8 protein-coding genes are annotated in these 13,143 nt (G+C 71.3%); 2 read left to right on the top strand and 6 right to left on the bottom strand.

The window, feature by feature from the left end; genetic code table 11:
• The first annotated feature begins 188 nt into the window (after positions 1-188).
• Together LQ326_RS08805 and LQ326_RS08800 are read left to right on the top strand one after the other, a co-directional pair.
• On the top strand, positions 189-1,994 hold the full coding sequence (locus tag LQ326_RS08805; protein ID WP_234534363.1) for a phospholipase C: 1,806 nt from the start codon (positions 189-191) through the stop codon (positions 1,992-1,994).
• Between the two features lie 459 nt (positions 1,995-2,453).
• Positions 2,454-4,835 (top strand): SpoIIE family protein phosphatase, encoded by a 2,382-nt coding sequence (locus LQ326_RS08800; protein WP_234534361.1) that lies wholly within the window; start codon positions 2,454-2,456, stop codon positions 4,833-4,835.
• Between the two features lie 58 nt (positions 4,836-4,893).
• Here the strand turns inward: LQ326_RS08800 and LQ326_RS08795 are convergent, their stop codons facing one another.
• The 6 genes from LQ326_RS08795 to LQ326_RS08770 form a co-directional block, all read right to left on the bottom strand.
• Positions 4,894-5,562 (bottom strand): TMEM175 family protein, encoded by a 669-nt coding sequence (locus LQ326_RS08795; RefSeq protein WP_234534358.1) that lies wholly within the window; start codon positions 5,560-5,562, stop codon positions 4,894-4,896.
• 206 nt (positions 5,563-5,768) lie between these two features.
• Positions 5,769-7,610: a M1 family aminopeptidase gene (locus LQ326_RS08790; protein ID WP_234534356.1), complete on the bottom strand. Its 1,842-nt coding sequence runs from the start codon at positions 7,608-7,610 to the stop codon at positions 5,769-5,771.
• A gap of 159 nt (positions 7,611-7,769) precedes the next feature.
• Positions 7,770-8,393 (bottom strand): hypothetical protein, encoded by a 624-nt coding sequence (locus tag LQ326_RS08785; protein WP_234534354.1) that lies wholly within the window; start codon positions 8,391-8,393, stop codon positions 7,770-7,772.
• Positions 8,390-10,093: a PHP domain-containing protein gene (locus tag LQ326_RS08780; protein ID WP_234534352.1), complete on the bottom strand. Its 1,704-nt coding sequence runs from the start codon at positions 10,091-10,093 to the stop codon at positions 8,390-8,392. Before LQ326_RS08780 ends, LQ326_RS08785 begins: the two co-directional genes overlap by 4 nt.
• Before the next feature lie 225 nt (positions 10,094-10,318).
• Entirely contained in the window at positions 10,319-12,508 is a 2,190-nt protein-coding gene (katG, locus tag LQ326_RS08775) for a catalase/peroxidase HPI (RefSeq protein ID WP_234534350.1), read from the bottom strand.
• Positions 12,509-12,544: 36 nt separating this feature from the next.
• On the bottom strand, positions 12,545-12,982 hold the full coding sequence (locus LQ326_RS08770) for a Fur family transcriptional regulator (RefSeq protein ID WP_234534348.1): 438 nt from the start codon (positions 12,980-12,982) through the stop codon (positions 12,545-12,547).
• Between the last annotated feature and the right edge of the window lie 161 nt (positions 12,983-13,143).

Raw genomic sequence — 13,143 nt, 5'->3', positions numbered from 1 at the left:
TTGCGTAGCCCAGACGGTCAATACACCGTCAAGATTTGCTCCAGCATCCCTGACCCGGTGTTCATTCACCCGCCATCATGGCTCCGCCGGAGCGCCCGCGAACAAGCGAAGCATCCCTGCCAGTACGACGCAGTGACGTTCATGCCCGGAGGGGAACCAGCATGGCCAGCACAGGAAGACGAACGGCGATGAGGAGCCTCTGCGTTCTCACGGGGGCCACCGCGCTCACGGTCCTCGGGGGTACCGCGCCCGGCTGGGCCGCCGAACCCGCCGGGCACGGCGGCGGCTCGTCGACCGCCACCCCGATCGAGCACGTGGTCGTGCTGTTCGGCGAGAACATCTCCTTCGACCACTACTTCGCGACCTACCCGAAGGCCGCGAACACCGACGGCACGAAGTTCACGGCGTCCAAGAAGACCCCGAAGGACATCGACACCCTCGCGCACGCCGGGCTGCTGACGAAGAACCCGAACCAGTACCCGCCCAAGCGGCTCACCCCGGCGCAGGCGATGACCTGCGACCAGAACCATTCCTACGGGCCCGAGCAGCTGGCCTACGACGGCGGCAGGGCCGACCGGTTCGTGCAGAACACCGAGGTCGACAAGTGCAGCGGCGGCCTGTTCGGCGAGCCGGGCCTGGTGATGGACTACTACGACGGCAACACCGTCACCGGTCTGTGGAACTACGCCCAGCAGTACGCGCTCAACGACCGCTCCTACAGCTCCGTCTACGGCCCGTCCACGCCCGGCGCGCTCAACCTGGCCTCGGGCCAGACACACGGCGCGATCTCGGTGGACCCGGCCACCGGCAAGCAGACGTCGACGCCCGACTCGTACGCCATCGCGTCCCCGAACGCGAAGGGCGTCGGCACGGTCGTCAACGACCCCGACCCGGCCTACGACGACTGCTCCGACAAGGACCACACCAGCACCAGCGCGCTCGCGGCGCTCCAGGGCCGGAACATCGGTGACCTGCTCAACGCCAAGCACGTGACGTGGGGCTGGTTCCAGGGCGGCTTCCGCCCGTCCACGGCCTACGACGGCACGTCCGGCTCCCACGCCAGGTGCGACACCACGCACACCAACGTCGGCGGCGCCTCCGTGGTCGACTACAGCCCGCACCACAACCCGTTCTCGTACTACAGGTCGACGTCCAACCCGCACCACCTGGCGCCGAAGAACGTCAACGAGATCGGGCACAACGGCCGGGCCAACCACAACTACGACCTGACCGACTTCACCGCGGTCGCCAAGGCGGGCAAGCTGCCGGCCGTCAGCTTCCTCAAGGCCGGTGCGTACCAGGACGGCCACGCCGGCTACTCCGACCCGACCGACGAGCAGCACTTCCTCGTCAACGAGATCAACGCCATCCAGAGCTCGCCGCAGTGGAAGTCCACCGCGATCGTCGTCGCCTACGACGACTCCGACGGCTGGTACGACCACGCCTACGCCAAGCCCCGCAACGGTTCCACGGACACCACGGTCGGCTCCAACGGCAAGGCCCTCGACAGTGCCGCCTGCCAGTCCGGCCCGGCCGCGTCCGGCGGCTACGCCGACCGCTGCGGCCCCGGTACCCGCCAGCCGCTGCTGGTCATCTCGCCCTACAGCAAGGTGAACAAGGTCGACCACACCCAGACCGACCAGTCCTCGATCACCCGCTTCATCGAGGACAACTGGCACACCGGCCGCGTCGGCGACCACTCCTTCGACGCCACCGCGGGCTCGCTGACGAACATGTTCGACTTCCGGCACCCCAACAACAAGCAGGTGCTGCTGAACTCGGACGGCTCCGTCAAGCACATCGGCCCGATCCGCCACGTCGCCCCGGTGAGCACCCACATCACCCCGGGCCCGGCGCTGGTGGACACGGCCGCGTCGACCGGCTCCGGCCGGTTCCCGGCCCTGCCGGTCAGCCTCGGCGTGGGCGCCCTGCTGGCGGCCGGCGCCACGGGCACGTACCTGACCCTGCGCCGCAGGCAGCGCACGGCCGCCTGACCCCGGCCCCGTCCTGACCCGCTCGGCACGGTCCACCTGCCCGGACCGTGCCGAGCGGCGTTGCTGGACGACGGGCGTCGAGGAGGCTCCCCTGCTCGCAGGCGTCCTCGGCGCCGGTGAAGCCCGGCGCGTCGGCAGGGGTCGGGAGGTGTGCCGGCAGGTCTTCGTGGTGCCTCACGGCGCCTCCGGCGGACGTCCGGTGCCGGCCCGGGTCCGGCAGAACGAAGGAACCGGTCATGGGGTGCCGGGGCCGCGCCGCCTCCGGGGGTACCCGGCGTGCCGCCGGTGCCGGGCGTCCCGGAACGCCGACCGGCGGTGGGGGGAGCGGCGGGCGGCACCGGGCGGTGACGTCCGCCCGGCATTCGGCGTCCGCAGGGTACCCCCGGAGGCGGCGCTGCGTGCGGTTGTCGTCCGTCGTGCGGCACGGGATGCTGAGGGGGCACGGAGGGAAGCGGTGCCATGGATCGTTTTCCGAACGCGGCCGACGTCGAATTCCACAGTCCTCTGGACCTCACCAAGGCCGCGGCCGCGGTGCTGGACGCCGAAGGCCGCGTCTCGGGGTGGGGTCCCTCGGCCCAGCGTCTCCTCGGACATCCCCCCGAGGCCGTGCTCGGCCGGCCGGCGGCCCTGCTGCTGGCCGGGGACCCTCGCCAGCGGGGCCAGCGGCTCTCCGCGCTCTGCCGGGCGTCCCAGCCCCGCAGCACGGTGCTGGACCTGTCCTGCGGGGACGGACGTACCCTGCGCGCGGCCGTGACCTTCAGTCCGCTCGCGCCCCAGGGCGTGGCCGCCACCGTCGTGGTCGCGGCGGAGCTGAAGGCGCTGCGCGCCTGGGAGGCGCAGCTGGCCATGCTGCAGGGGCTGGCCACCGAGTCCTCCGTGGGCCTGACGATCTTCGACACCGACATGCGCGTCGTCTGGGGGAACGTCTCCACCGACCTGGAGCTGGCGGGGGTCGCCCAGTACGTCGGCCGGCCGGCCGCGGACCTCTTTCCCGAGGGTGAGTTCATCTCCCGCCACCACCCTCCGGACGAGGACCAGATCATGGAGCACGTGCTCACGACGGGCGAACCGATCACGGGCATGCACTACCGGGGGCGGGCTCCCGCCGACCCGGTGCGCGAGCACGTCTGGTCCTGTTCGTACCACCGGCTGCTGGACGCCCGCGGCGAACCGCTGGGGCTGTTCGAGGAGTCGCTGGACATCACCGACCGCTACCGCGCCCAGGAACGGCTGTCGCTGCTCGTGCGGGCGGGCAAGCGCATCGGGGCCTCGCTGGACGTGCGCCGTACGGCCGCGGAGCTCGCCGACGTGGCGGTGCCGCAGCTGGCCGACGAGGTGCTGGTGGACCTGCCGCCGGCGGTCATCGAGGGCCGGCAGCCGCCGACGGGTTCGGCGCCGGGGCACAATCTGCTGCGGATGCACGGCCGGACCCCGGAGGAGTTCCGGACCAGTCCCGTCTCCTATCCGCCGTCGTCCCCGCAGGCGCTGAGCCTGGCCACCTGCCGCCCCGTCGTCGACGCCGCCCCGCCCGGAGCACCGGGCGGACCGGCCCCGGACGGCCGCCGCTCCAGCCTGTTCGTCCCGCTGCTCGCCCGGGACGCGGTCCTCGGCCTCGCCACCTTCCGGCGCAGCAGCAACCCCGACCCCTTCGGGCCCGAGGAGCAGACCCTTGCGGTGGAGCTGACCGAGCGCGCCGCCGTCGGTATCGACAACGCCCGCCGGTACACCAGCCAGCACGCGGCGGCCCTGGTCCTGCAGCGCAGCCTGCTGCCGCGGCATCTGCCCGAGCAGAGCGCGGTCGAGGTGGCCTACCGCTATCTGCCCGCCGACAGCCGGGTGGGCGTCGGCGGCGACTGGTTCGACCTGATCCCGCTGTCCGGGGCCCGGGTGGGGCTGACCGTCGGGGACGTGGTCGGACACGGCGTGCACGCGGCTGCGACGATGGGCCGGCTGCGCGCCACCGTGCGGACCCTGGCCCTGCTGGACCTGGACCCCGCCGAGCTGCTCACCCGGCTCGACGGCCTGGTCGCGCAGGACTCCGAACCGCAGGCGGACGACGGGCTGGGCGAGGAGACGCTCGGGGTGACCTGCCTGTACGCGATCTACGACCCGGTCAGCGGGCGCTGTGTCTGGGCGAGCGCGGGCCATCCCCCGCCGATCGTGGCCGACGCGAACGGCACGGTGGCGCTGTCCGCGCTGGCGCCGGGGCCGCCCCTGGGGCTGGGCAGCCTGCCCTACGAGAACGTCGAGCTGAGCCTGTCCAACGGCAGCGTGGTGGCGTTCTTCACCGACGGCGTGGTGGAGGACCGGCGCACCGACATCGACAGCGGTATCGACCGTCTCGCCCATGTGCTCACCTGGCAGCGCTGCCCGCTGGAGGAGCTGTGCGACCGGGCACTGGCGACCCTGCCGCCGGGACCGCAGGCGGACGACGCCACGCTGCTGCTGGTGCGCACCCGGCGGCTGGGCGCCGGCCTGGTGGCGGACCTGGAGCTGCCGCCCGACCCTGCGATGGTGGCGCGGGCCCGCACGGACACCGAGCGTCAGCTGGAGAGCTGGGGCCTGTCCGAGCTCGCGTTCACCGCGGAGCTGGTGGTGAGCGAGCTGGTCACCAACAGCATCCGGTACGCCACCGGGCCCGTGCTGCTGAGGCTGATCAAGGACCGCAGCCTGCTGTGCGAGGTCTCCGACAACGCGCACACCGCACCGCATCTGCGGCGGGCCCGCCGGGACGACGAGGGCGGCCGCGGCCTGTTCCTCGTCGCGCAGATGTCCCAGCGCTGGGGCACCCGCTACACGGGCTCGGGGAAGACCATCTGGGCCGAACTCGCCCTTCCCTGACCTGAGCAGGCCTACGGCCGGTCCGAGTGGGGCACGTGCTCGTGCCGCCGCGTCCTGCTCAGCTCTCCGGCTGTTCCCCGGCCTCGGCCGGCGCCGGTGCGGCCGGTGCCGGCGTGCGGTGGAGGGTGCGGACCGGGATCACCAGCAGCCACCAGTACTTGGCGAGGCCGGGTGACCAGAAGGCCAGCGGGATCGCGGTGACGAAGACCAGGACGTGCAACGCGTCGCGGCGCACCGCCTTCCGCAGCTCCCCGGGGTCCGTGTCCGGCGTGGCCAGCGCCGGGGCGGCCAGCAGGCGCAGGTGCATCGCGCACAGGAAACCGAGGGACAGCGCGATCGCGCCCGAGTAGCACGCGGTCGCCGTCGCCGTCTCGCCGTACTCGCTGATCAGCCTGGTCGGGAAGGGCAGTGCCGCGACGACCGCGAGCAGGGCGAAGTACAGGTGGAGCAGCCGGCGGTCGAGGGTCGCGATGCACCGGAACAGGGCGTGCTGGGTCAGCCAGAGGACGCCGATGACGGCGAAGCTCAGCAGATACGCGCCGATCGCCGGCAACAGCTCCCGCAGGGCGTGCGGGAGTTGCGAGTCGCGCAGGCCCTCGGGGACGGTGATGTCGAGGGCGAGCAGGGTGATGGCGATGGCGAAGACGGCGTCGCCGAGCATCCCCAGTCGTTCGGGGCTCACCGCGATCTCGCGGCGACGCAGTACGAAGGGGCGGTAGTTGCTCATGTGAAGCGCACCAGGGGCTCGGCGGCGTACGGACGACGCAAGAGGTATCACAGGACGGTGTGCACGCGGAACCGGGAAGATCCTTTGCTCCATGTCCTGCTCCCCGGGGGGAAGGATTCCTCGCCTCTCCAGGACGTCGACGAGCGCGGGACGGCCTTTGCCCGCGGCCGTCCCGCGCGTCTGTCCGGCCCGGCGGGCCGAAGAGGTCAGCCGTCGATGCGGTGGGTGGTCCAGAACGACGTCAGGTCGGTGCTGGTGGCCGCCTGCGCCGCCGCCTTGAACTCGGCGGTGGTCGAGACGCCGTACCAGTGCGAAGTGGCGTAGCTCTTCAGCAGGTTGGCCATCGCGGTGTCGCCGATGAGGCGGCGCAGGTCGTGCAGGGCGCACTTGCCGTAGCCGTAGACGACGGTGGAGTAGCGGGAGGAGTGGGCGTCCCAGTACGCCATCGAGTTGGTGATCTTCTCCGCGGACGACGCCCAGGACACGCTGTTCCAGCAGTTGGTGCCCGTCAGTCCCTGCGCCAGGTCGGTGGCGTAGTCGGTGAACGCCTCGTCCAGCCAGGGGCTGTTGTACTCGTCGTCGCCGACGATGCCGTACCACCACTGGTGGCCGATCTCGTGGGTGAGCGCGGTGGTGCTGACGAGGTCGAGGACGAAGCCGGGGTACTCCATGCCGCCGAACCAGAAGTTGTTGTCGATGACCGCGTCCAGCTCGCCGTACGGGTAGGCCCCGAAGCGTCCCGCGTGGGCGTCGACGGCCGACTTGGCGGTGGACAGCATCGACTGGGCGCTGGAGGAGCTGATGCCGGACACCGAGTAGATGTTGACCGGGACCCCGCCGGGGGAGGTGCCGGAGATCTTGGTGAACGGCCCGGCCGCCCAGGCGAAGTCACGGACCTGGGAGGCGGTCGCGGTGGTGACGGTGCGGCCGCTGGAGCCGGGGGTGTCGGTGGAGGTGCCGGTCGCCGGGACGAGCAGGCTGGTGGGGTGGTCCAGGGTCACCTTGAAGTCGGCGGCCAGGGAGTAGAAGGACTCGCCGTTGTTGGTGTACGGGTCCAGGTGCCAGCCGGATCCGTCCTGGACCGCGAGGACGGGCAGGGCGTTGCCGATCATGCTGAAGGAGCCGTCGTAGCCGAAGCGGTCGGCGCCGCTGGGCACGGTGATGCCCAGGTCGAAGCCGATCGTGGTGCTCTGGCCCTGGGCCAGCGGTGCCGGCAGCGCGACCTGCAGCGCCGTGCAGGCGACCGAGAGCGCGCCCGCGGTGCCGCCGGTGACGTTGGTGACGGTGATCGGCGGGGCCGAGCAGGTGCCGTGGTAGTTGTCCCACAGCCTGAGGTAGACCTCGCTGAGCGCGGTCGCGGAGGCGTTGGTGAAGGTCACGCTCTCGTGGCCGGTCCAGCCGGTGCCGGTGGAGTTGCTGGTCAGGCTGACGGTGTACGACGGGGAGGCCGGCGTGCGGGTGGGGTCGCCCGGGGTGGTGGCGGCCGAGGTGTCCAGGGCGATGTCGTCCAGCACGAAGCTGGTCTGGAGGCTGGAGTCCTCGGCCCCGGAGAAGGCGACGGTCACGGTCTGGCCGGCGAACGCGGACACGTCGAACGACTTCTTCACGTACCCGGTGGTCTTGTCCAGGTTGGAGTAGGTCGCCAGCGTGGTGCTGCCGATCTTCGCGGTGAGTTTGTCGTAGGCCGTCGAGCTCGTCGTCTCGGCGGTGTCGGTGTGCAGCCAGAAGGAGAGGGTGGCGGCGCACCCCGAGGGGATGGTCACGCTCTGCGAGAGCGTGTCGGTGTGGGTGGCGCCGGTGCCGTCCAGCCAGGCGAAGCTGGTGCCGCCGTGGGCGGACTGGCCGGTGCGGTTGGTGATGACGCTGGCCGACGACTGGGTCCAGGGTGAAGTGCCGCTCTCGAAACCGCCGTTGGTGATCAGCTGGCTCGACGTGCAGGCGGCGGCGGAGGTCGCCGCCGACGCCGTGGTGCCGGGCAGCAGGGCCGCGGCCAGTGCCGTGACGGCCAACGCGCTGGTGGCGAGGGCCCTGTGGGGGGTCGATCTCACACGAAACTCCTTTGCAGGGGCCGGGATTCCGGCCTGCTCGGTGACCGCCGTTCCGGCTGGGGTGCGCCGGGGGTGGCCTCAGGTCACGCGTCATGAGTGGTGCGAGTCGGAAGCCTGACAGACTTGACCAGGCCATGTCACTAGGGGATTGCCCTCGCGTCAGTCGTGGTCCGCGCAGCACGGGGTGGGGTTGGGGACCTCGAAGGGGGCCAGCAGGCCGCCCGCCGCGGGGACCAGGGTGAGGGTGAGGGTTCCGGCGCGCCACTCGGGGCGTACGTGGTTCCGCGTCCACACCCGGGTGGTGCCGGGGAGTTCGCCGGCCGGCGCGCCGAGCACGACGAGGTGTTCGACGGCGGTCCGGTCCAGTACGTCCGCCACGGTGACCGTGCCGGTCAGCTGCTCCACGCCGGGGTAGAGGACCGCCCGGCCGGTGCTCGGGGGCGCGGCCGCCGCCTGCCGCGCGGTGCCGACGGCCTCGGCCGGTCCGTGCGAGCGCTCGCCCAGGACGAGACCGGTCCCCGCCGGCAGCGTCGTCAGCAGTTCCTGCCACACCGTGTCCGTGCCCGCCCGCGTGGCCGCGTCCCTGGCCGGCAGGGTCAGCGAGATCGTCGCACCCCGGCGTTCGCCGGTGCGGAACAGGTGGGTGCAGGCGAACGTGCCCGCCGGGAGCGTGAGCCGGTCGCGCAGCTCGTGGATCAGGTGATCGGCCTCACGCGGGGTCGCCGTACCGGCGTCCACCCCGATGACGGAGTGGACGCCGGACGCGTGGTGCGGGGAGGTCATGCGGGCAGGACCCACATCGGGTTGGAGTAGAACCACAGGTCCTTCCACGGGTCGGCGTCGCCGAGGACGTCGATGGCCGGGCCGGCCGGGTCCACGGCGGCACCGTTGATGCCGACCGCGGAGCGGTTGCCGTCGGTACCGCGCAGCCGGACGTAGACCGGCTTGTCGAGACGGCCGAGGGAATACCTCAGTCTGACCGAGCCGGTCGCCTTGTTCACCTCGAAGGACTTAACGACCTTGGTGGCGGGCGTGGCGAAGGTGTCCTTGTCCGAGACCGCACCGGTGACATCGCCCTGGATGACGTCGACGCGGGCCAGCGAGGGCACGAACTGGGCCCAGTTGGGGCCGTTGGCGAGGCTGATCTCGACGACGAGGTCGACCTGGCTGCCCTTGCGGACCTGGAGCGCCCCGCCCAGGGTCACCGCGCGGGACCCGGAGCGCAGCTGGGCGTTCAGGCCGCTGATCAGGCCGCCGTGGTCGACCCAGACCCGGCCCGCGCGGATGCCGTCCATGACCGACTTGTAGGAGAAGGAGGCCGCTCCGACGTGGGTGCGGGAGTACTGGCCCGGCCAGAAGTCGGTGTCGGTGAGGCTGATGCCGGTGCCGTAGACCGGGTCCTCGTAACGGCCGTTGGCGTTGAAGTCACTGTTCGGGCCACGCACCGCGGTGTCGGCGTAGACGTTGTGGGAGTCGGAGTTGGCGGTGATCCACCAGGGCTTGCCCTCGGCGAGCAGGCTGTCCCACAGGCCGCCGACGGTGGCGGTCATCCAGTCGAAGCCGCCCCAGGTGCGGTAGCTCTCCAGCGGGTACCCGGCGAAGGAGTCGGCGCTCGGGCTGTTGTCGTAGATGCCACGGGCCGATCCGGGGCCGTTCGGCTTGGGCAGGCCGCCCGCCTGGTGGCCGGGGGCGCCCTCGAAACCGACGGCGATCGACGGCTGGGCGTCGCGCCAGGCGCGGATCTCGTGCGGGGAGTCGATGCCCTTGCGCGCCGGGTGGTTGGCGAGGAACAGGACGTCCTTGACGTTGCGGCGCCGCACCTGCTCGGCGAGGAAGTTGAGGCCGGAGATGGCCAGCGCCTCGTTGGCGGGGGTGCTGGCGGAGGCGCCCTTCACCGAGCCGTCGAAGGAGGTCTCGAACTCCTTGAGGACGGCGACCTCGTTCTTGCCGGGGTGGACGAAGACCGTGCCGTGCTCGGCGGCCGGGATGTTCCACTCCAGGCCCTGGAAGACCAGCGTGTCGTCGATCTGGTCACGGGCGGCGACGATGTCCGGGTTGACCTTCTCGACACCGATCTTGGCGTGGGTCTCGCTGCCGTGGTCGGTGATGACCATCCAGTCCAGGCCGTGCGCGTTGGCCTGCCGGACGTGGTCGATGACCCGGTACTTGCCGTCGGAGCTGTGCTGGGTGTGGATGTGGTGGTCGCCGGCCAGCCACAGGTAGCCGCCGGAACGGCTGTCGTGGGAGTCGGCGGCGAAGACCGAGGCGGCGGCCTGGCCCGCGCCGACGAGGACACCGCCCGCCGCGAGGCCGGCGCCCAGCAGGCCGGTGCGGCGCAGCATCGAACGGCGGGAGAGCTGACCGGGCGTCAGTTCCGCGTCGGGCACGGACAGATCGAGGGCGGGCGGCAGCGAGGCGGCGTCGCCGTCCCCGTGGTGGTGATGGTGGTGGTGACCGTGGTCGTGGCTGTGACCGTGGCTCATGCTCGGAACTCCCGCGGGCGGCCGGTACAGGGGGGTGGCTCGGGACCTGCAGAGTCTGCGAAGGCCGCGTGAACAACGGGAGTCGAGGTCATGGTGGGGTAAAGAACGACTCGTGTGCAGCGTGCTACGCACGGGCCCCGGCGGGAGCCGGCCAGGCAGCCGTGGGCATGCCGATGCCCGGCCCGGCCCGCGAGGGCCGGTCCGGGCATCGGGTGTGCGGGACGGTCAGACCAGGTCGAACCGGTCCGCGTTCGCGACCTTCGTCCAGGCGGCGACGAAGTCCTTCACAAACTTCTCCTTGGCGTCGTCGCCGGCGTAGACCTCGGCCACCGCGCGCAGCTCGGAGTTGGAGCCGAAGACCAGGTCGGCACGGGTGCCGGTCCACTTGACCGCGCCGCTCGCGTCGCGGCCCTCGAAGGTGGACTGGTCCTCGGAGGTCGACTTCCAGGTCGTGCCCATGTCGAGCAGGTTGACGAAGAAGTCGTTGGTCAGCACGCCCGGCGTCTCGGTGAGGACGCCGTGCTTCGACTGGCCCTGGTTGGCGCCGAGGACGCGCAGACCGCCGACGAGGACGGTCAGCTCGGGGGCGCTCAGGCCGAGCAGGTTGGCACGGTCGAGGAGCAGGTACTCGGCGCGCAGGCGGTTGCCCTTGCCGATGTAGTTGCGGAAGCCGTCCGACGTCGGCTCCAGGGCCGCGAAGGACTCGGCGTCCGTGTGCTCGTCGGTCGCGTCGACCCGGCCCGGGGTGAAGGGCACCTCGATGTCGACACCGCCGTCCTTGGCGGCCTTCTCCACCGCGGCGGCACCGCCGAGGACGATCAGGTCGGCCAGGGAGACCTTCTTGGCGCCGGTGTTGAAGTCCCGCTGGACACCCTCCAGGACGCGCAGCACCTGGGCAAGCTCGTCGGGGTCGTTGACCTCCCAGCCGCGCTGCGGCTCCAGGCGGATGCGGGCACCGTTGGCGCCGCCGCGCTTGTCGCTGCCGCGGTACGTCGAGGCCGACGCCCAGGCGGCCTTGACCAGCTGCGAGACGGTCAGGCCCGAGGCGAGGAGCGTGGCCTTCAGGGCCGCGACGTCGGCCGCGTCGATGAGCTCGCCCTCGCGCTCCGGCAGCGGGTCCTGCCAGATCAGCGTCTCCTCCGGGACCTCCGGGCCGAGGTACAGGGACTTCGGGCCCATGTCACGGTGGGTCAGCTTGTACCAGGCGCGGGCGAACGCGTCCGCGAACTGGTCGGGGTTCTCGTGGAAGCGGCGCGAGATCGGCTCGTAGATCGGGTCGAAGCGCAGCGACAGGTCGGTGGTGAGCATCGTGGGCAGACGCTTCTTCGACGGGTCGTGCGCGTCGGGGACGATCGCCTCGGCGTCCTTGGCGACCCACTGCTTGGCGCCGGCCGGGGACTCCGTCAGCTCCCACTCGTAGCCGAAGAGGATGCTGAAGAAATCGTTGCTCCACTGGGTGGGCTTGGTGGTCCAGGTGACCTCCAGGCCGCTGGTGATCGCGTCGCCGCCCTTGCCGGTGCCGAAGGTGCTCTTCCAGCCGAGGCCCTGCTGCTCGATGGGCGCACCCTCGGGCTCGGCGCCCACGTTCTCGGCGGGGCCGGCGCCGTGGGTCTTGCCGAAGGTGTGGCCGCCGGCGATGAGCGCGACGGTCTCCTCGTCGTTCATCGCCATCCGGCGGAACGTCTCGCGGATGTCGCGGGCCGCGGCGACCGGGTCCGGGTTTCCGTTGGGGCCCTCCGGGTTGACGTAGATCAGGCCCATCTGGACGGCGCCGAGCGGGTTCTCCAGGTCACGGTCGCCGGTGTAGCGCCGGTCGTCCAGCCAGACCTTCTCGGGACCCCAGTAGACGTCGTCCTCCGGCTCCCAGACGTCCTCGCGGCCGCCGCCGAAGCCGAAAGTCTTGAAGCCCATCGACTCCAGGGCCACGTTGCCGGTGAGGATCATGAGGTCGGCCCAGGAGATGGCCTGGCCGTACTTCTTCTTGACCGGCCACAGCAGACGGCGCGCCTTGTCGAGGTTGCCGTTGTCCGGCCAGCTGTTGAGCGGGGCGAAGCGCTGCTGGCCGGCGCCGGCGCCACCGCGGCCGTCGGAGATGCGGTAGGTGCCCGCGCTGTGCCAGGCCATGCGGATCATCAGCGGACCGTAGTTGCCGAAGTCGGCCGGCCACCAGTCCTGCGAGCTGGTGAGCACCTCCGCGATGTCACGTTTCACGGCCGCGAGGTCGAGGTTCTGGAACGCCTCGGCGTAGTCGAAACCCTCGTCGAGCGGGTTCGCGACGGCGGGGTTCTTGGCAAGGATCTTCAGGTTGAGCCCCTCGGGCCACCACTGGCGGTTACCACCGCCCTGGGTGGGGTGCGGAGCGCGGTCGTGCGCGACCGGGCACTGGCCCGCGGCGTTCTCCTGGGTCTCAGACATGGGGGAAATCCTTCCGGAATGGGCGGATCAACGTACTCAGGAACTGTTGACGGTGGAACAGGCGGGGCACAGGCCCCAGTAGATGACCTCGGCCTCGTCGATCGCGAAGCCGTGGTCGTCCGAAGCGGTCAGGCACGGGGCGTCGCCGACCGCGCAGTCGACGTCGGCGAGGGCACCGCACGACCGGCACAGGACGTGGTGGTGGTTGTCGCCGACGCGTCCCTCGAACCGGGCCGGGCTGCCGGCCGGTTCGATACGGCGTATGAGTCCTGCCGTGGTGAGCGCGTGCAGCGCGTCGTACACGGCTTGGAGCGATATGTGGCCTACGCGCTCACGGACACCGGAGGCGATGGTCTCGACGTCGAGGTGGTCGCCGTGGCGGACGGTCTCCAGCAGCGCGACACGGGCGGCCGTCACCCGCAGGCCGGCATCGCGCAGCTCAGCGGCGGTTGTCGGGGGCTGGGACGCGGTCATGGCGCCAACCTATCGCCTTAAACATGAGTGATTCAAGAAAACAACCCACTCAAGTCTGGTGGCGACCCGGACGACCCCCGTCCCGCCGCACCACGCCACCCGCCTTTGCCATCTCTTTACAACCCGTCCCGGTGCCGGGTCGTCTCTCCGCTCGATCCGTA

The organism is Streptomyces shenzhenensis (genome assembly GCF_021462265.1).
In the GTDB taxonomy this organism is placed as follows: domain Bacteria; phylum Actinomycetota; class Actinomycetes; order Streptomycetales; family Streptomycetaceae; genus Streptomyces; species Streptomyces shenzhenensis.
Note: the sequence above shows the minus strand (reverse complement) of the source record. Positions and strands in the feature narration are given on the sequence as shown.

What these genes read in the sequence shown, in the direction of transcription:
- LQ326_RS08805 (WP_234534363.1), top strand. Translation starts at nt 189, where the DNA reads ATGAGGAGCCTCTGCGTTCTCACGGGGGCCACCGCGCTCACGGTCCTC.
- LQ326_RS08780 (WP_234534352.1), bottom strand. Translation starts at nt 10,093, where the DNA reads ATGAGCCACGGTCACAGCCACGACCACGGTCACCACCACCATCACCAC.
- LQ326_RS08795 (WP_234534358.1), bottom strand. Translation starts at nt 5,562, where the DNA reads ATGAGCAACTACCGCCCCTTCGTACTGCGTCGCCGCGAGATCGCGGTG.
- LQ326_RS08770 (WP_234534348.1), bottom strand. Translation starts at nt 12,982, where the DNA reads ATGACCGCGTCCCAGCCCCCGACAACCGCCGCTGAGCTGCGCGATGCC.
- LQ326_RS08785 (WP_234534354.1), bottom strand. Translation starts at nt 8,393, where the DNA reads ATGACCTCCCCGCACCACGCGTCCGGCGTCCACTCCGTCATCGGGGTG.
- LQ326_RS08800 (WP_234534361.1), top strand. Translation starts at nt 2,454, where the DNA reads ATGGATCGTTTTCCGAACGCGGCCGACGTCGAATTCCACAGTCCTCTG.
- katG (WP_234534350.1), bottom strand. Translation starts at nt 12,508, where the DNA reads ATGTCTGAGACCCAGGAGAACGCCGCGGGCCAGTGCCCGGTCGCGCAC.